A 16,033-nucleotide genomic window follows, 5' to 3' on the forward strand; every position below is an offset into this window, starting at 1 on the left:
CGGATCTACGCGGATTCGGCGGTGGACCGAGTGCGGCTCATCCAGCACTTCTACGCCGCCGGGCTCGGCAGCCGCACGATCGCGACCATCCTGCCCTGCGTCGACGCCGGGCACGCGGAACCCGAGATGGTCGAGAGCCTGCGCGCCGAACGCGCTCGCATCACCACAAGCATCGCCGAACTCGAGGAGGCAGGGCGGAAGCTGGATCAGGTGATCGAGCTCGCCGTGCGTCCGGATCCGGAGCACTGCCCGTCAGTGCGCGAGCAGCCGGCTGTCAGGGACACGACATCGGTCTGACCGCACGCAACGCGAGACGGTTCGTACTGGGCTGCCGCTGACCTCGTTCTCGGTGACCCGGCTGCCTGCGGGCAGATCGATTTCCCGCAAGTTACCTCCAGCGAAATCGCGGCAAATCAGATAGGTTTCGCCCGGGTCGGGGAGGGGTTGATCCGCTCCGTTCCATCTGGCCGCTGGCCGACGGTTCGATGCCCGTGCTCCGGCGCCGAATCGCCGGCCAGGCGCTCCCAGCTCGTCCCGGCCTGTCAGATCGGCGAGGTGAGCCGAGGTCAGATCCGGGTCATGATGGATTCGTATCCGCCTCCGCCAGGGTAAACCCAGGCGCCGGTGACGGTGGTGCCGTCGGCGCTGAACATGCCTTCGTAGTAGGCGGGGCTGCCCTTCGCGCCGCCCCAGATGGTCAACTTGTCACCGGTCAGCTCGTACACGTAGTCGAGGGTGTTGCCGGTCGAGTCGTAGAAGCGTGACACCACGTCCGTGCCGGCCGGCTCGCCGAACGGGCGCAGGTTTCCGATCACTTCCAGACCGGTGACAGGCTGGCCGAACTGGGTGAGGTTGACATGCTGGAGCAGGAAGAAGCCGCCGGGCATCCACTCGTACCGCACGGTTCCCGCAGCGCCGCCGGTGACCGCCCAGGTGCCGACCAGGCGACCCAGGGCCTTCACATCGGCGCTCGGCTGGTAGGTCTCCATCATCTCGGACATCTCATCCTCCTTGTGGTTTTGGTGACTGCTTGCCGGTACCTCGGAGCCCGCCTGCGGGCTTTGACACGATCCGGGTGTGTTTCAGATCACATCGCGGTCGTGTCGAGAGCCCAGGTCCGGCCCCGAGGTAGCGGCAGGAACCCACCATCAAGGAGGAAGTCATGGCCACCACCGCAGCCACCACAGCCACCACCGGCGTCCCCGCCGTCCGCCGCTCGGCCGGCCACCTGCCGCTGCTCGCCGGCGCTCTGGCCGGGCCGGTGTTCTTCACCTCGGTGACCGTTCAGATGCTCACCCGCGAGGGCTTCGACATCACCCGCCATCCGATCAGCCAGCTCTCCACCGGCGACCTCGGCTGGATCCAGATCGCCACGTTCGTGCTCGCCGGCCTGGGCGGCCTGGCATTGGCCGGCGGTGTCAGGCGCACCGTCACCGAGGGGATCGGCCGGCGGGCGCTGCCCATCCTCGTTGGGATCTTCGGGGCCGGGATGATCGCCGCGGGCGTGTTCACCATGGACCCGGAAAACGGCTTTCCCGCCGGAACTCCCGACGGGCCGGTGGCTCAGATGTCCTGGCACGGCATCACGCACTCGGCCGCGGCCGCCGTCTCCTTCACCGCGCTGGCCATCGCCGCCATCGTGCTGGTCGTCCGATGCGCCCGCCACCGGGCCGTGCCGGCGGCCATCGGCAACGGCGCCGCCGCGCTCGTCCTGCTGCTGCCCATGTCGCCCGATCACATGAGCATCCAGATCGCCGTCAACGGCCTGGTCGCCTTCGCCTGGACGACCGTCCTGGCCCTGTCCCTGCGCCGCTCCGCCTGACCTCGCGTACGCTTTCCCGAACGTTCGAAAGAGGATCCACCATGAAGTACCTGCTGCTCAGCCACACCCCGGCCGCAGCCTGGGACGCCGCGACCGCTGACACCCCGTCGGAGGAGGCGCTGGCGGCGTTCGCCGCCTACCAGAAGTTCGAGCAGGAACTGATCGCCACCGGCGAGTTCGTCAGCAGCGAGGGCCTCGGCCATCCCGCGGTCAGCACCACGGTCCGCAAGACCGCTGACGGCGTGGTGGCGACCGACGGGCCGTTCGCCGAACTGAAGGAGGTCTTGGCCAGCTTCGCCGTCATCGACGTGGCCGGCCAGGAACGAGCCGTGGAGATCGTCTCGCGGATCGTCGAGGTGCTGGGTGAGCCGATCGAGATCCGGCCGATCATGGGCGAGGACTTCACGGCGTGACCGATCATGCCGAACCGGCGGCCGGCAGTGCGGCGGGAAAGGCGCACGCGAGCATGAACGCCGACATCGAGCACCTGCTGCGCATCGAGGCGCCACAGGTGCTCGGCGCGCTGGTGCGGCGTTTCGGCCGCTTCGACGTCGCCGAGGACGCGGTGCAGGAGGCAGTGCTCACCGCGAGCCGCATCTGGCCGGCCGACGGCGTGCCGGACAACCCACGCAGCTGGCTGATTCGCATCGGCTATCGGCGGATGGTCGATCTGCTCCGCGCCGACCAGTCCCGGCGCCGACGTGAGCAGGAGGCCGGCGTCGCCGAGCTGGCCATGCGGGAACCGGACCGCCGGCCGGGCGCCGCACGGGAGACCGACGACAGCCTCGCCCTGCTGCTGCTCTGCTGCCACCCGGCACTGAGCGCCGCCTCCCAGGTGGCGCTCACGCTGCGGGCCGTGGGCGGCCTCACGACCGCCGAGATCGCGCATGCCCATGGAACCCCAGAGAACACCATGGGCACCCGGATCAGCCGCGCCAAGCAGCGGCTGGCCCGCGCCGGCGCCCGCTTCACCCCGCCGACCGACACCGACCGCGACAGCCGGATGGTCACCGCGATGCAGGTGCTCTACCTGATCTTCAACGAGGGCTACACCGCCTCCACCGGCGACCGACTCGCCCGCGTCGACCTGACCAGCGAGGCCATCCGGCTGACCCGCATGCTCCACGCCTCCGTGCCCGCCGACGCCGAGGTCACCGGCCTGCTCGCGCTGATGCTGCTCACCGAGGCCCGTCGTCCCGCCCGCACCAGTGGCCACGACGAGCTGGTGCCCTTGGACGAGCAGGACCGGACTCGATGGGACTGCGACCTCACCCGCGAGGGCACCGAGCTGATCGACAGCGTCTGGGACCGCCGCGAGGTCGGCCCCTACCAGCTGCAGGCGGCGATCGCGGCCGTGCACGCCGCGGCGACCTCGCCGCAGCAGACCGACTGGCCGCAGATCGCGGCGCTCTACCTGTGGCTCGAACGGCTCAACCCCATCCCACCGGTACGGCTGAGCCGGGTGGTGGCCGTGGCCAAAGCGTACGGGCCGGTTCGAGGACTGGCCCTGCTCGACGACCTCAACCGCCGCTTCCAGCTCGGCCAGGACCCGCTGATCCGGCAACGCGAACGCGCGGTGCGCGCCCACCTGCTCCAGATGACCGGCGACGCGGCCGGCGCGGCGAGGCTGTATCGTGAGGCGGCTTCCCTGACCGGCAACCTGGTCGAGCAGCGATATCTGCTCGCCCAGGCCGGCCGCCTGGGCTGAGGACGCGGGCGTGGTGCGCTCTTTTTTAGCGTCCGGTTACGCGCCGGCCGCGCCTGACGCAGCGGCGAGAGCTCGCGGCTTCAGCGCGACGCACGACGCGAGGCATACCCAGCCTCCTCCCGGCACAGGAATCCACCCAGCCGGTAGCGGTGCAGTGCCTCGACCTGCTCGTAGGACGGGATGCCGGCGGTGACCGGTTCACCATCGGCCACGCCCAGCGCCGTGGTGACGGCCGCGTGCAGCGCCGCCCGAAACAGCAGCGACCCGTAGCTGATCCGGGCCACGCCCAGATCGGCCAGCCGTCGTACCGGCACGCCGGGCTGGACGAGCACGTTCAACGGCACCCCGGTCCCCGCCACCAGCGCCTCGATGTCGTGCTCGGTGCTCGCGCCCGGCACGAACACCCCGTCGGCGCCCGCCTCGGCGTAGGCGCGGGCCCTGGCCAGCGCCAGTGCCCGCGCATCCGGCAGGTCCAGCCAGAACGCGTCGGTCCGCGCGTTGAGGAACACCTGGGGAACCCGTCGCTTGACGGCGGCGATCAGTTTCGCCTGCGCCGAGGCATCCGCCAGGCCGGTGCCGCGCCCGTCTTCGAGGTTGATCCCCGCCACCCCCAGCCCGGCCAGTTGCGCCACCAGGTCGGCCACCTGGTCGGGCGTCTCGCCGAACCCTGCCTCGATGTCCACGGTCACCGGGATCCCCAGCCCCGTGATCGTCCGTGCCAGCGCCAGCGTCTCCTGCCGCGTCGCCCGCCCGGCGTCCGGTTTGCCCGCGGCGGCGGCCACCCCCAGGCTTGTCGTCCCGATCGCGGCGAACCCCGCCCGTGCCAGCGCCGCCGCGGAGGCGTGGTCCCATGCGCAGGGCAGCAGCAACGGCTCATCCGCGTGGTGCAGTGCCCTGAACCGCTCGAATGTCATCGGGCCACCGCCTCGACCGTTCCGGCCGCCAGCGCCAGCGCCACCCGCCTGCCGGGGCAGGCCCGTGGCCCCGCGCCGAACGTCAGGTGCGACAGAGCCCGCGGATCCCGGTTGGCCGCCGCGATGTCGAGCACCACGGCCCTCCCGTCGCCGGGCGCCCTGCGCCGCAGCGTCCGGACCGGAGGGTCGCGGCGCAACGTCTCGTCGAGCAGTTCCTCCACCGTCTGCTCCACTGTCTGCTCCACCGTCTGCGACGCCGTAGCCAGCGCGCCGCGGACCAGCCCGGCTGTGGGGCCGCATGCCTGGGCGAGCAGTCCCGCCAGCACGGCCAGCCGCTCAGGAGCCGGATCGCCCAGGAGTCGCGCCAGCCGCGCCAGTCCCTCATCGGCGGCCTCGGGGTCCACCTCTTCGCGCCCCGGCAGGTAGGCCGGGGCCAGCGCCGTGACGGCCTCCACGGCCCGTGGCCCGTCCTGGGCCGGCACTCCCAGCGCGACGGCCAGCACCAGCACCGGAACCAGTTCCGGGGGACAGGGCAGCGGGCCGGCGTCCCGTGAGGCGAGCCGGAACGCCTCGGTGCGTAGCGCGTCGGGGTCCAGCCCGGCCAGCACCGCCTCGCCGGCGGCCCGGCGCTCGGCGTGCGTGGATCCCTCGGCGAAGCGGCCGACCGCACCGCGCAACCATGCCACGTTCAGCGCGAACGGCGGCCGCGGTACGGGGTCGACGGTGAACCGGGGATCGGCCAGCACGGCCCGTACCTCGGCGTGGCCGCTCACCACCAGCGGGTCAGATGTCATGACCGGCAGACTAGGGGCCGGACGCTTCGGCACTCACCGAAGCGTCCACGTGGCCCGACGGCGGTTCCGGGACTTCGGCTCCTCCCGGGGCGGCCACCTGCCGACCAGAAGTCCAAAAGATGGATATTCCGGTAGCTAGAATTTCCAGGCATGGAACTGAGGCAGCTCGAATACTTCGTCGCGGTCGCCGAGGAGCAGAACTTCACCCGGGCGGCCGAGCGGGTGCACATCAGCCAGTCCGGTGTCAGCGCCCAGATCCGCCAACTGGAACGTGAACTCGGCGCCGAACTCTTCGACCGGTCGGCGCGCACCGCCACTCTCACCGTCGCGGGAAAGGCCGCGCTCGGACACGCCCGCGCCGCGCTCGCCGCCGCCGGAGCCCTCGGCCAGGCGGTGGGCGAGGTGACCGACCTGATCCGGGGCCGGCTCACCGTCGGCATGGTCATCGGCTGCACCGTCACACCGCTGTTCGACGCCCTGGCCGCGTTCCACCGAGCCCATCCCGGCGTGGAGATCTCCCTGCTGGAGGACAACTCCGACCGGCTCGTCGAGCAGGTGCGCGCCGGCACCGTCGACCTGGCTCTCACCGGGACCGCGACCGCCGCCCCGGAGGGGGTGAACGCGTTGACGATCATCAGCGAGCGGCTCGTCGCGGCGGTCCCCGCCGGGCATCCCCTGACCCGGCGGCGCCGGGTCACCCTGCGCGACCTGGGTGCCCACCCGCTCGTGTGCATGCCGCCGGGCACCGGCCTGCGCACGGTGTTCGATCAGGCCTGCGCCGCGCAGGGCCTCCAACCGGTGATCGCGCTGCAGGCCAGCGCCGCCGACGCCATCGCCGACCTCGCCACCCGCGGGCTCGCCGTCGCCATCCTCAGCGAGTCGATGGCCGCGCACTACCGCGACCGGCTCACCACCTTGCTCATCGACGACATCGAAGCACCCGCCCTGCTCACCCTGATCTGGAGGAGCACGCACAACCCCGCTGTGCGCGAGTTGCTCGCCCACAGCAGGCGGGCGTTCGCTCAGGGCTCGCCGTAGCGCTCCCGGAGTCCTCGACATCACCCGGAGCCCCGTGAATCGCGGGCGCCCACGGCACCCTCTCGTGGACGCCGGCCTTCGCTCGATGCGGCGTCGCGACCCGCTCCACCAGCGATTTCGCATGAGAAACGGTGTCAGAAGGTGGTGCGCTCACGGCCGCCGGTCATGCCCCCCGAACAGGTCCGCCCCGCGCGGCCGACCTGGCCCGGCTGACGGACGCCGAGGCGAAGGCGCCGATGACCGGGTGCGGGCGGCGCCCGTCGCCGGCCAGTTCCGGCTGGAAGAGGGTGGCAAGGAAGAACGGGTGCTCCGGCAACTCCAGGACCCGCACCAGCCCCGCCTCGTCGTGGCCGGTGAAGCGCAGCCCACCCGCCTCCAGGGCGGGCAGGTAGCCGGCGTTGGGGCCGAAGGTGCAGTAGTACCTCTCCACGCTCTTCTCTGCGCCGATGACCCTCTCGGCCAGCGACCCCGGCTCCAGCAGGACGGTATTCTCGTGGCCCGCCAGCGAGCACGCCAGCGGTAGCAGCAGGAAGTTCTCGGCACCCGGATCGTTCTCGGCGTGCGCGACGGACATGTCCAGCACATTGCGCGCGTACTCCAGCAGGGCGTGCTGGAAACCCCCGCAGGTGCCCAGGAACGGGATGCCGTGCTCGCGGGCGGTGCGGGCGGCGTTCAGCGCGCCTGCCTCGCTGCGATACGGGCTGCCGGGCACCATCCAGATGCCGTCGAACCCCTCCAGGCCGGCGGTGTCGGTCGTGGGGATCCAGTAGGCGTCCAGGTTCAGCCCGTCGCGCTCACGCAGCGCCTCCAGCAGCGCGGGGATGCGGGTGTGAGACTGGACGGCCGGTGACTTGTCGCCTACCAGGGCGATCCTCGCGGTGGTCATGCCCCGATCCTGGCCCAGCTGCCGGGGTAAGCGCCAACGATGATTCCTGCTGGGTCGATAAGCGATACTGATGCTCTGTGGACCCGCATCTGTTGCGCACGTTCGTGGTCGTCGCCGACCGGCGCTCCTTCTCCGCCGCCGCCGCCGAGCTCGGCTACACCCAGTCGGCAGTCTCCCAGCAGATCGCCGCGCTGGAGGCCGACCTGGGACTGGCGCTGCTGAGCCGCCGTCCGGTGGTGCCCACCCCGGCGGGGGAGCGCCTGCTGGAACACGCCGGACCGCTGCTGCTGCGCCACCGGGCCGCCCGCGCCGACGTGCTGCGTGCCGCCGCGGGCCCGGCCGGGCGGCTGACCGTGGCGGCCTCCCCGCTGGCCTGCGTCCCGGCGATCGCACGGGGCCTGTCCCCGGCCGCTCTGGAGGGGGTGGAGGTGCGGCTGCGCACCGTCGCCCGTGAGCGCGTCGCCGGCGAGGTCGCCTCGGGCTCGGCCGACCTCGGCCTCGTCGACGGGATCACCGCGCCCAGCGATCCGTTGCGGCTGCCGGACGTGGGGCCGCTGTCAGGCTTCGGGGTCGCCGAGGAAGAGCTGGTGGTGGTGTTGCCCGCCAGCCACCCGCTCTCACACCGGCGCGGCCTGGCGCTGACCGACCTGACCGACGCGCTGTGGCTGCGGGCGCCGGTCGCCGTACCGGTGGAGCGGCTGCGCGAGCTGGCCGGCGGGGGCGGGTTTCGCGCCGCGCTGCGCTACGACGGCGAGGACCTGCACACGGTGCTGAATCTGGCCGCCGCGGGGAACGGCCTGGTCCTGCTGCCCGCCTCGGTGACGGCCGGAGTGACGCGGGGGGTGCCGCTGACCGCGCCGCGGGTGGTGCACCGGGTGGAGGTCCTGTACGCCGAGCCCGTGGGCCAGGCCGCCGCACTCGCCGCTCAGCTGCGCCAGCCGCCCTCGTCCACCCCGCCGGGCACCTCCGCCCGCGGATCGTAGGGGGTACGGGTGAAGACGAAGGTGTTGAGATCCAGGTGGCTGGGGGAGCCGTCGGGCCCGCGAACCACACGCAGGGTCTCACCCGCGTAGTAGCCGTCCAGTCCCAGCCAGGTCCCGTCGGCCTGGGCGGCGAACCGGGAGGCCCGGCCGGTGCCGCCGACCGGGTTGAGGGAGACACCGCCTTCGGGCAGCAGCCGCAGCACGTACGCGCTGGGCCCCCAGTACCACGGGCCGGTCAGCTCCAGCAGGCCCGCGCTGTCGGCGACGGGCGCCCACTCCTCGGGCAGACTTGGCTCGTGCTGGTCGAGGATCGCCAGCAGGTCGGTCAGCAGAGCGCGGCTGACCCCCGAGGTGGAGTTGGCCATGAACAGCACGCCGACCCTGTCGGACGGATCGGCCCACACCGTGGCCAGGAAGCCCGGCATGGAGCCGGTGTGACCGGCCAGGCGGCGGCCGTTCGCGCGGGCCAGCTGCAGCCCCAGACCGTACCCGCCGGTCCAGGCGTCGCCGTCGTCGACGGTCGCGGGTTCGCGCATCTCCGCCACGGTGGCCGGGGCGAGCACGCCTCCGGTGTCGCCGGCCACGAACGCCGCCCACCGGGCAAGGTCTGCGGGGGTGGACCACAACTGCCCGGCGGGAGCCATGGCGACCGCGTCATGCTCGGGTTCGGGCAGCAGTACGTCCGCCCAGGGGTGCACGGCGTAGCCGCACGCGTGCGGCGCGCGCGGCCGGGGCGTGGTGTCGCGCATGCCCAGCGGCCGTAGGATCTCCTCGTCCACGGCCCGCGCCCAGTTCACGCCGCGGTGGCGGGCCACCAGCTCGCCCAGCAGGGCGAAGCCCACGTTGGAGTAGTGGTAGCGGCGCCCGGGACGGTGCTTGGCTGCGTCGGGCCCGAGCGCGGCGACCAGTTCCTCGGCCGGCACGCCGTGGGTCCGCTCCCACCACTGGCCCGGCGACTCGGCACTCAGTCCGGAGGTATGCGACAGCAACTGGGCGACGGTCACCTCGCCGACGCCGGTCCCGAGACCGGGGACGTGCTTGGAGACCGGGTCGAGCAGATCCACCTTCCCCTCGTCGCGCAGGCGCATGACCACGACCGCGACCAGGCTCTTGGTGATCGAGCCGATGCGGTACTGGGTGAGGGGGGTGGGGGCGGCCCCCTCCACCCGGCCTCGCGCGCCGAACCAGGCCAGCTCCCCGTCGCGCACCACCCCGGCGGCCAGCGAGGGCAGGCGCCCCTGGGACTGCTCCACCGCGACCCTGCGCAGCAGCGCGCGAGCCGTACTCTCCAGAACCGGCGACATGAGAGGGCTCCTCCCCGACACGACAAAAGTGTCCCCAGGTTAGTGCCGCTCGAGCCCGGAGGGCATCGCCGGCAGGCCGCCCGGGTGATCGCCGGGTACAGGGAAACAGCGTGTCGTCGGTCTGCACGGTGCGGATGGTCCGGCGTTCGGTGCGGTCGTGCCCGTGATCGTCGTCGATGGCGGTAGTCGCAGTCCAGTCGGTATCCGGACCTGACAGCAGTGCCTGGGCGGCGGCGTCCAGACCGGCCAGGACGCGGAGGAAGGTCTTTTCGCTGGGCACGCCGAACAGGCCGGTGAACGGATCACGGTAGGCGCCCAACCGCTCCAGGACCTGCTGGGAGGTCCGGGCGGCCCACTGCCAGATCGCCGCCACACTGTCGCCGCTGGCGTGCCAGAGCCGTGGCGTGACGGTTCGGAGGTCAGGAAGCCGCGGATCCTGACGGCGATGGCGGGGTGGTCGGCGGAAGTCAGAGGTCATTTCTTCGGTTTGATGGTCACGGTAATCGTCGGTGTCGGCTGCGGCGGTGCGGTCGCGCCCGCCCGGTCGTAGATCCCGAACGCCCACCGGCCCGGTTGCGGCCCGATCTCCGCGGCGAGCCGCTCGACGACACCGGGTTCGAGCAGCTTCTTCATCACATACCTGCCGTCGCACAGGCCCACCTCCTTCCTGACCCTCTCGCAGCCCTTCCCGGAGCCGGCGCGTCCCGAGCCGCCGACCGACGGCTCGGGAAGGACCCAGACCTTGAAACGCTGTGGCCGCTTCAACCAGTCGGAGGTCACCGACTGCTTGTCGTAGGAACCGCTCAGGCCGCCTTTCCCGCACCGGCCGGCCGAGCGGCCGCCGCCGGGTGCCTGGATCACCGCATACGCCTTCTGGTCGGCGCACACGAGCTTGTACGAGGTGTAGGGACTCAACGGCTGAAACGTGACCGCCGTACCGGTGACCATGGTCTGAGAGGCATGTTTCTTGATCAGGGGAGCCGAACCGGCGGATGTTCTGTTCTCAGGAGGTAGGCCGGGCGAGGGTGAGCGGGTCGCCGCCGTCAACGGCGCCCCCACCGCCAACGGCATCTCCGCCGTCACTTCGTCACCCGACCGCGGTCCTAGGATCAGGAGGGACACGGCGGTCGCCGCAGCCCCCGTCAGCATCGTGCCCACCGCGATCCTGCGCCGCCTGATCCTGCGGCCTCGCCGTACGATCCGCTGCACGTCGGGGGGACCGCCGAGGACACGCTCGGCCAGCGCCGCGCGCAACTCCTCTTCGGTGTAGGTCATCGTTCCGCTCCTATCATCTGAATTTCCGAGTGGATGCGAAGGTGTTTCAGCGCCCGGCCCAGCTGCGTCTTCACCGTGGCCAGGGAGCAGCCGAGCACGTCGGCGCACTGCATAAGAGTGAGCTCCTCGAAGTAGTGCAGGACGATCACCGCGCGCTGCCTCCTCGACAGAGTGCCGATCGCCTGCCTGAGCACCTGCCGCCCGCCGACCTCGGCGGTGAAGTCCCGCGGATCGGCCCGGTCGGGCAGCCGCTCGGCGGGCACCTCGTCCCGCCACTTCCTGCGCCACCAGGAGGCATGGGTGTTGACGACGATCCGATACACGTACGGGTCGGGGTCGCCCTCGATCCGCAGCCAGGCCACCCACGCCTTGGCCAACGCCGTCTGCACGAGATCCTCGGCGGTCGCCCTGTCTCCCGTGAGCAGATACGCGGTATGTCGCAGCCGCTCGTAGCGGTGCGTCACATAGTCGTGGAACCCGTCGTCCATTGGTGATCTCCGTCCTCAAGGCCTCACGGATATTGACGCGATGGGGAGCCGGTTGCGGATGACAGCTGAGCGAAATATGCCGTTTGGGAACAGCGGTCGCGATGTCTACGACGACATCGCGGAGATCGTGGACGACCGGAAGGGGCCGCACGACCCTGCGCAGGAGGCCCGGTACGACCGGCTGTTCGGCGAGCTCGCCCTGGTCCTGGGCATCGTTTTGCAGTCGGGGCGATTTGAGCCTGGCCACTATGTGCGGCCCTCGGCAGTCTGCCCACCCACCTCAACCATTACGAACGCGCGCACCGGGGAGTGGAAAACCTTCTGTACTGGGTCAGAGACGTGACATTCCGGGAGGACAACTCCCAGGTCAGGACGGGCGCCGCCGCCAGAGCCCTGGCCGGTTTCCATAATCTGGCGATCAGCACCGTCCGCTTGGCCAGCCGAGCCGATATCGCCCATGCCCGCCGCGACCTCCTCGATCACAACGACGCCTTCGCCGTCTACAACATCTGATCAACCTGAAGGAACCGGACATGGCGAATCAACGCCGGGGCCCTGCCAACCGGCACACCAGTCCTGCGGTGCCCTTACATCAGAGCAGGTCAGAGCTATATCTGTTGGATTCTTCGACAGGACTACCGGGACCCGTGATCGGTGTGGAAGATCACCCGGCCAGGTCCCTGCCTCGGGTGGCGGCGGCCGCCCGCAGCGCGTCGGCCCGGGGGAGGGACTTTCGGCTCTGACCACAGCCAGCCAAAGACCCTGGTACGCCGGGTACACGCGCCGCACGGTGGAGGCAACACCACGGGGGAGGTGGCCCGATGAGTTCCTTCGGCTACCGGATCCGGTGCCGTCTGCGCCTGCATCGGTTCGACAGCAACCCTTTGCGCAGACGCTCGGACCGGATCGAGACAGTCGCCGTGCTGGTGAGCCTGCTGCTTTTCGTCGCCGGGCTGTGGCCGGCGGTCGGACTCGGCCGGCAGGCCTACCAGGACGGCCTGCGGGCCGAGCTCGCCGCCCCCCACCGGCGGGCGGTCGCCGCCGAGGTCGTGGGCACGGCCCGCCCTACGGAGCCCGGCCTCGGCGGGCAGGCGCGCACGGTGCGCTGGACGGCGGCGAACGGGACCCCGCGCACCGGCCAGGTCGTGCTCCCCTCGGCGATACCAGTCGGCTCGCGCACCGAGATCTGGCTGGATACCGCGGGCAGGCCCACCGACCCCCCGCAGAGCCGCGTGGAGACGGTCACGGTCGCCACGCTCACCGCGATCGGGGTGATGGCGGGTATCTCGATGATCCTGCTGGTCTTCCTGGTCGGCCTCCGGGTGCTGCTGAACCGCTACCGTGACGCCGAATGGGAGAGGGCGTGGTCCCTCGCCGACCAGCGATGGCACAGGCCGAAGCAAGGCTGATCTCTGCCGTGCGGAGGAAGGCCGCCACGCCCTGGCCCGCAAGATCTGCCACGGCAGGAAGGGCGAGCCGTACCGTGCCCAGATCCAGCGCATCCCGTCGTATCCGACGTCGTCGCGGACCTCGAAGCCGAGGGTGTCGCGCTAGAAGGCCAGGGAGGCGCCCGGGTCGTCGTGCGGGAGGAAACTCGTGTGAATGGTGATGTCCTCGGTGACCGGCGCTTCTTGATTCCTGACCGGTCTGGTCACCTGTTTCGCCACGCACGGCGGCATCCCCGCCGTCGCGTGCGCCGCGTGGTGCCGGTAGGTGCTGGGCGGCACACCGACCAGTTCGGTGAAGCGGGTGCTGAAGGTGCCAAGCGACGAGCAGCCGACCGTGAAGCAGACCTCGGTGACGCTGAGGTCGCCACGACGCAGCAGCGTCATCGCGCGCTCGATGCGCCGCGTCATCAGGTACGAGTACGGCGACTCGCCGTAGGCGAGCCGGAACTGGCGGCTGAGGTGCCCGGCGGACATGTTCACGCCGCGGGCGAGCGCCTCGACGTTCAGCGGCTGCGCGTACTCCCGGTCGATCCGGTCGCGGACGCGGCGCAGCCGCGCGAGGTCGCTCAGGCGCTGCGCCGCGGCGGGTCTGCTGGTCACCTGTGAGATCGTGCCACATACGACTGTGAAGGTTGAACAGGCCCCTTTACCGGTCGGGACGAGTCGAAACAGATGAGAGAAGTCGTCTCACGGTGTCCGCGAGGGCCTCGGTCAGGTGCCCACGTAGGCCGCGAGGTGCTCGCCGGTGAGGGTGGATCGGGCGGCGACGAGGTCGGCGGGTGTGCCCTCGAAGACGATCCGGCCGCCGTCGTGGCCGGCGCCGGGGCCGAGGTCGATGATCCAGTCGGCGTGCGCCATGACCGCCTGGTGGTGCTCGACGACGATGACCGACTTGCCGGAGTCGACGAGCCGGTCGAGCAGGCCGAGCAACTGCTCGACGTCGGCGAGGTGCAGGCCCGTGGTCGGCTCGTCGAGGACGTAGACGCCGCCCTTCTCGGCCATGTGGGTGGCCAGCTTGAGCCGCTGCCGCTCGCCGCCGGACAGCGTGGTGAGCGGCTGGCCGAGGCTGAGATAGCCGAGCCCGACGTCGGCGAGCCGGCCGAGGATGGCGTGCGCGGCCGGCGTGCGCGCCTCGCCGGCGCCGAAGAAGTCCTCGGCCTCGGTCACCGACATCGCGAGGACCTCGCTGATGTCGCGACCGCCGAGGTGGTGGTCCAGCACCGATGCCTGGAACCGCTTGCCCTCGCACTCCTCGCAGGTGGTGGCGACACCGGCCATCATCGCCAGGTCGGTGTAGATGACGCCGGCACCCTTGCAGGTGGGGCAGGCGCCCTCGGAGTTGGCGCTGAACAGCGCCGGCTTCACGCCGTTGGCCTTCGCGAACGCCTTGCGGATCGGGTCGAGCAGTCCGGTGTAGGTCGCCGGGTTGCTCCGTCGCGAGCCGCGGATCGCGCCCTGGTCGATCGAGACCACCCCCGCGCGGCCGGGGATCGACCCGTGCACGAGCGAGCTCTTGCCGGAGCCGGCGACGCCGGTGACGACGGCGAGCACCCCGAGCGGGATGTCGACGTCGACGTCGCGCAGGTTGTTCGCCGTCGCGCCGCGGATCTCCAGCTTGCCGGTGGGCTTGCGCACCTTCTCCTTGACGACGGCCCGGTCGTCGAAATGGCGGCCGGTGAGGGTGCCGCTGGCCCGCAGCCCCTCGACGGTGCCCTCGAAGCAGACGGTGCCGCCCGCCGTACCGGCGCCGGGGCCGAGGTCGACGACGTGGTCGGCGATCACGATCGTCTCCGGCTTGTGCTCCACGACGAGCACCGTGTTGCCCTTGTCCCGCAGCCGCAGCAGCAGGTCGTTCATCCGCTGGATGTCATGGGGGTGCAGGCCGATGGTGGGCTCGTCGAAGACATAGGTGGTGTCGGTGAGCGCGGAGCCGAGGTGGCGGATCATCTTGACGCGCTGTGCCTCGCCGCCCGACAGCGTGCTCGACGGCCGCTCGAGCGACAGGTAGCCCAGCCCGATCTCCACGAAGGAGTCGAGGGACTGCTGCAGCGCGATGAGCAGCGGCGCCAACGACGGCTCGTCCAGACCGCGCACCCAGTCGGCCAGGTCGCTGATCTGCATCGAGCAGACGTCGGCGATGCTGATCCCCTTGATCTTGGAGGACCGGGCCGCCTCGCTGAGCCGGGTACCGCCGCACTCGGGACAGGAGGTGAACGTCACCGCCCGCTCCACAAAGGCCCGGACGTGCGACTGCAGCGCCTCCTTGTCCTTGGACAGCATCGACTTCTGGATCTTCGGGACCAGGCCCTCGTAGGTCAGGTTGATGCCGTCGACCTTGATCTTGGTCGGCTCCTTGTAGACCAGGTCGTGGAGCTCGGTCTTGGTGTACTCGCGGATCGGCTTGTCGGGGTCGAAGAAGCCGCAGCCGCTGAAGATCCGGCCGTACCAGCCGTCCATGCTGTAGCCGGGGATCGTGAGCGCACCCTCGTTGAGCGACTTGGAGTCGTCGTAGAGCTGGGACAGGTCGATGTCGGTGACCCGGCCCATGCCCTCGCAGCGCGGGCACATGCCGCCGGTGATGCTGAAGTCGCGCCGCTCCTTCACACTCTTTCCGCCGCGCTCGAACGAGACCGCACCCGCTCCGCTGATGGAGGCGACGTTGAAGGAGAAGGCCTGGGGCGAGCCGATGTGCGGCCGGCCGAGCCGGCTGAACAGGATGCGCAGCATCGCGTTGGCGTCGGTGACGGTGCCGACCGTGGAGCGGGGGTTGGCCCCCATCCGCTCCTGGTCGACGATGATCGCGGTCGTCAGTCCTTCGAGGACGTCGACCTCGGGCCGTGCCAGCGTCGGCATGAAGCCCTGCACGAAGGCGCTGTAGGTCTCGTTGATCAGCCGCTGTGACTCCGCGGCGATCGTGCCGAACACCAGCGAGCTCTTGCCCGAGCCGGAGACGCCGGTGAACACCGTCAGCCGGCGCTTCGGGATCTCGATGCTGACGTCCTTGAGGTTGTTCCCGCGCGCGCCCTGCACGCGGATCAGATCGTGGCTGTCGGCAGTGTGCGGCGCAGGCGACTGCGTGTCCGTCCTCGTGGCCATACTCATCATGTCTCCATCTGTTAGGCGGGGTCGCCTTCACGGTCCCCATCGGCGTCGCCTGGCTTGATCTAACTAGCTTTGAGCAGTATGTCTGGTTCTCCTTCGTCGGCGCGGTCGCGGCAACGGTCCGCTGTCCACCTGATCAGCGTGCCGGCCGGGGGCGCGACGAACCGGTCACCCCGCTCCCGTGGCAGCGCGCCGATCTCGATCATGGACACGTCGCGGGCGTGGCCCGGCCCCAAAGGCCGGGGAGGCATCCGGGCCGTAGTGCGAGAGG

The 16,033-nt window shown here is 70.8% G+C and carries 18 protein-coding genes; 9 read left to right on the plus strand and 9 right to left on the minus strand.

The window, feature by feature from the left end; genetic code table 11:
• A partial coding sequence (locus ABT061_RS44800) for a MerR family transcriptional regulator (RefSeq protein ID WP_350929791.1) occupies positions 1-297 on the plus strand: 297 nt, incomplete at its 5' end.
• A gap of 269 nt (positions 298-566) precedes the next feature.
• On the opposite strand, the gene ABT061_RS44805 is transcribed toward ABT061_RS44800, so the two are convergent.
• Complete coding sequence (locus ABT061_RS44805) at positions 567-1,001, minus strand: hypothetical protein (RefSeq protein WP_350929792.1); 435 nt, start codon at positions 999-1,001, stop codon at positions 567-569.
• A gap of 161 nt (positions 1,002-1,162) precedes the next feature.
• Here ABT061_RS44805 and ABT061_RS44810 point away from each other — a divergent pair, with 161 nt between their 5' ends.
• Genes ABT061_RS44810 through ABT061_RS44820 form a run of 3 tightly spaced genes read left to right on the plus strand, consistent with a single transcriptional unit; the run spans position 1,163 to position 3,530 of the window.
• Positions 1,163-1,822: a DUF998 domain-containing protein gene (locus ABT061_RS44810; RefSeq protein WP_350929793.1), complete on the plus strand. Its 660-nt coding sequence runs from the start codon at positions 1,163-1,165 to the stop codon at positions 1,820-1,822.
• Between the two features lie 41 nt (positions 1,823-1,863).
• Complete coding sequence (locus tag ABT061_RS44815) at positions 1,864-2,235, plus strand: YciI family protein (RefSeq protein ID WP_110697474.1); 372 nt, start codon at positions 1,864-1,866, stop codon at positions 2,233-2,235.
• Complete coding sequence (locus tag ABT061_RS44820) at positions 2,232-3,530, plus strand: RNA polymerase sigma factor (RefSeq protein ID WP_350929794.1); 1,299 nt, start codon at positions 2,232-2,234, stop codon at positions 3,528-3,530. Before ABT061_RS44815 ends, ABT061_RS44820 begins: the two co-directional genes overlap by 4 nt.
• Before the next feature lie 80 nt (positions 3,531-3,610).
• Here the strand turns inward: ABT061_RS44820 and ABT061_RS44825 are convergent, their stop codons facing one another.
• Both ABT061_RS44825 and ABT061_RS44830 read right to left on the minus strand, forming a co-directional pair.
• Positions 3,611-4,444 carry an isocitrate lyase/PEP mutase family protein gene (locus ABT061_RS44825; protein WP_350929795.1) on the minus strand — a complete coding sequence of 278 codons (834 nt, stop codon included), beginning with the start codon at positions 4,442-4,444 and terminating at the stop codon, positions 3,611-3,613.
• Positions 4,441-5,238 carry a cytochrome P450 gene (locus ABT061_RS44830; protein ID WP_350929796.1) on the minus strand — a complete coding sequence of 266 codons (798 nt, stop codon included), beginning with the start codon at positions 5,236-5,238 and terminating at the stop codon, positions 4,441-4,443. Before ABT061_RS44830 ends, ABT061_RS44825 begins: the two co-directional genes overlap by 4 nt.
• Positions 5,239-5,388: 150 nt before the next feature.
• Between ABT061_RS44830 and ABT061_RS44835 the strand changes: the two genes are divergently transcribed.
• Positions 5,389-6,276, plus strand: a complete 888-nt coding sequence (locus tag ABT061_RS44835; protein WP_350929797.1) for a LysR family transcriptional regulator — start codon at positions 5,389-5,391, stop codon at positions 6,274-6,276.
• Between the two features lie 163 nt (positions 6,277-6,439).
• Here the strand turns inward: ABT061_RS44835 and ABT061_RS44840 are convergent, their stop codons facing one another.
• The gene (locus ABT061_RS44840) at positions 6,440-7,162 is read right to left on the minus strand and encodes a CTP synthase C-terminal region-related (seleno)protein (RefSeq protein WP_350929798.1); all 723 of its coding nucleotides are present in this window, start codon (positions 7,160-7,162) and stop codon (positions 6,440-6,442) included.
• A 77-nt stretch (positions 7,163-7,239) separates the two neighbouring features.
• Between ABT061_RS44840 and ABT061_RS44845 the strand changes: the two genes are divergently transcribed.
• Positions 7,240-8,145: a LysR family transcriptional regulator gene (locus ABT061_RS44845; RefSeq protein WP_350929799.1), complete on the plus strand. Its 906-nt coding sequence runs from the start codon at positions 7,240-7,242 to the stop codon at positions 8,143-8,145.
• On the opposite strand, the gene ABT061_RS44850 is transcribed toward ABT061_RS44845, so the two are convergent.
• The 3 genes from ABT061_RS44850 to ABT061_RS44860 all read right to left on the minus strand — a co-directional run bounded on the left by ABT061_RS44850 (position 8,088) and on the right by ABT061_RS44860 (position 11,212).
• Positions 8,088-9,449 carry a serine hydrolase domain-containing protein gene (locus ABT061_RS44850; RefSeq protein ID WP_350929800.1) on the minus strand — a complete coding sequence of 454 codons (1,362 nt, stop codon included), beginning with the start codon at positions 9,447-9,449 and terminating at the stop codon, positions 8,088-8,090. The two genes, ABT061_RS44845 and ABT061_RS44850, sit on opposite strands and share 58 nt — an antisense overlap.
• Positions 9,450-9,923: 474 nt before the next feature.
• Entirely contained in the window at positions 9,924-10,724 is an 801-nt protein-coding gene (locus ABT061_RS44855; protein WP_350929801.1) for a hypothetical protein, read from the minus strand.
• Entirely contained in the window at positions 10,721-11,212 is a 492-nt protein-coding gene (locus ABT061_RS44860) for a SigE family RNA polymerase sigma factor (RefSeq protein ID WP_350929802.1), read from the minus strand. Before ABT061_RS44860 ends, ABT061_RS44855 begins: the two co-directional genes overlap by 4 nt.
• A gap of 58 nt (positions 11,213-11,270) precedes the next feature.
• Here ABT061_RS44860 and ABT061_RS44865 point away from each other — a divergent pair, with 58 nt between their 5' ends.
• The 3 genes from ABT061_RS44865 to ABT061_RS44875 all read left to right on the plus strand — a co-directional run bounded on the left by ABT061_RS44865 (position 11,271) and on the right by ABT061_RS44875 (position 12,621).
• Positions 11,271-11,555, plus strand: a complete 285-nt coding sequence (locus ABT061_RS44865) for a hypothetical protein (protein WP_350929803.1) — start codon at positions 11,271-11,273, stop codon at positions 11,553-11,555.
• A complete protein-coding gene (locus tag ABT061_RS48505) occupies positions 11,552-11,725 on the plus strand; it encodes a hypothetical protein (protein WP_502991619.1) in 174 nt (57 codons plus the stop codon). The genes ABT061_RS44865 and ABT061_RS48505 overlap by 4 nt, the downstream gene beginning before the upstream one ends.
• Positions 11,726-12,033: 308 nt before the next feature.
• Positions 12,034-12,621, plus strand: a complete 588-nt coding sequence (locus ABT061_RS44875; protein WP_350929804.1) for an Rv1733c family protein — start codon at positions 12,034-12,036, stop codon at positions 12,619-12,621.
• Between the two features lie 141 nt (positions 12,622-12,762).
• Here ABT061_RS44875 and ABT061_RS44880 read toward each other — a convergent pair whose 3' ends face one another.
• Together ABT061_RS44880 and ABT061_RS44885 are read right to left on the minus strand one after the other, a co-directional pair.
• Positions 12,763-13,269 (minus strand): helix-turn-helix transcriptional regulator, encoded by a 507-nt coding sequence (locus ABT061_RS44880; RefSeq protein WP_502991622.1) that lies wholly within the window; start codon positions 13,267-13,269, stop codon positions 12,763-12,765.
• Positions 13,270-13,371: 102 nt separating this feature from the next.
• Positions 13,372-15,762 carry an ATP-binding cassette domain-containing protein gene (locus tag ABT061_RS44885; RefSeq protein ID WP_350929856.1) on the minus strand — a complete coding sequence of 797 codons (2,391 nt, stop codon included), beginning with the start codon at positions 15,760-15,762 and terminating at the stop codon, positions 13,372-13,374.
• Between the last annotated feature and the right edge of the window lie 271 nt (positions 15,763-16,033).

The sequence above is a fragment of the Streptosporangium sp. NPDC002544 genome, from assembly GCF_040295965.1.
In the GTDB taxonomy this organism is placed as follows: domain Bacteria; phylum Actinomycetota; class Actinomycetes; order Streptosporangiales; family Streptosporangiaceae; genus Streptosporangium.

Coding starts and splice junctions, on each gene's coding strand:
- ABT061_RS44805 (WP_350929792.1), bottom strand. CDS start 1,001: ATGTCCGAGATGATGGAGACCTACCAGCCGAGCGCCGATGTGAAGGCC.
- ABT061_RS44810 (WP_350929793.1), top strand. CDS start 1,163: ATGGCCACCACCGCAGCCACCACAGCCACCACCGGCGTCCCCGCCGTC.
- ABT061_RS44815 (WP_110697474.1), top strand. CDS start 1,864: ATGAAGTACCTGCTGCTCAGCCACACCCCGGCCGCAGCCTGGGACGCC.
- ABT061_RS44825 (WP_350929795.1), bottom strand. CDS start 4,444: ATGACATTCGAGCGGTTCAGGGCACTGCACCACGCGGATGAGCCGTTG.
- ABT061_RS44830 (WP_350929796.1), bottom strand. CDS start 5,238: ATGACATCTGACCCGCTGGTGGTGAGCGGCCACGCCGAGGTACGGGCC.
- ABT061_RS44835 (WP_350929797.1), top strand. CDS start 5,389: ATGGAACTGAGGCAGCTCGAATACTTCGTCGCGGTCGCCGAGGAGCAG.
- ABT061_RS44840 (WP_350929798.1), bottom strand. CDS start 7,162: ATGACCACCGCGAGGATCGCCCTGGTAGGCGACAAGTCACCGGCCGTC.
- ABT061_RS44850 (WP_350929800.1), bottom strand. CDS start 9,449: ATGTCGCCGGTTCTGGAGAGTACGGCTCGCGCGCTGCTGCGCAGGGTC.
- ABT061_RS44855 (WP_350929801.1), bottom strand. CDS start 10,724: ATGACCTACACCGAAGAGGAGTTGCGCGCGGCGCTGGCCGAGCGTGTC.
- ABT061_RS44860 (WP_350929802.1), bottom strand. CDS start 11,212: ATGGACGACGGGTTCCACGACTATGTGACGCACCGCTACGAGCGGCTG.
- ABT061_RS44865 (WP_350929803.1), top strand. CDS start 11,271: ATGACAGCTGAGCGAAATATGCCGTTTGGGAACAGCGGTCGCGATGTC.
- ABT061_RS44875 (WP_350929804.1), top strand. CDS start 12,034: ATGAGTTCCTTCGGCTACCGGATCCGGTGCCGTCTGCGCCTGCATCGG.
- ABT061_RS44885 (WP_350929856.1), bottom strand. CDS start 15,762: ATGAGTATGGCCACGAGGACGGACACGCAGTCGCCTGCGCCGCACACT.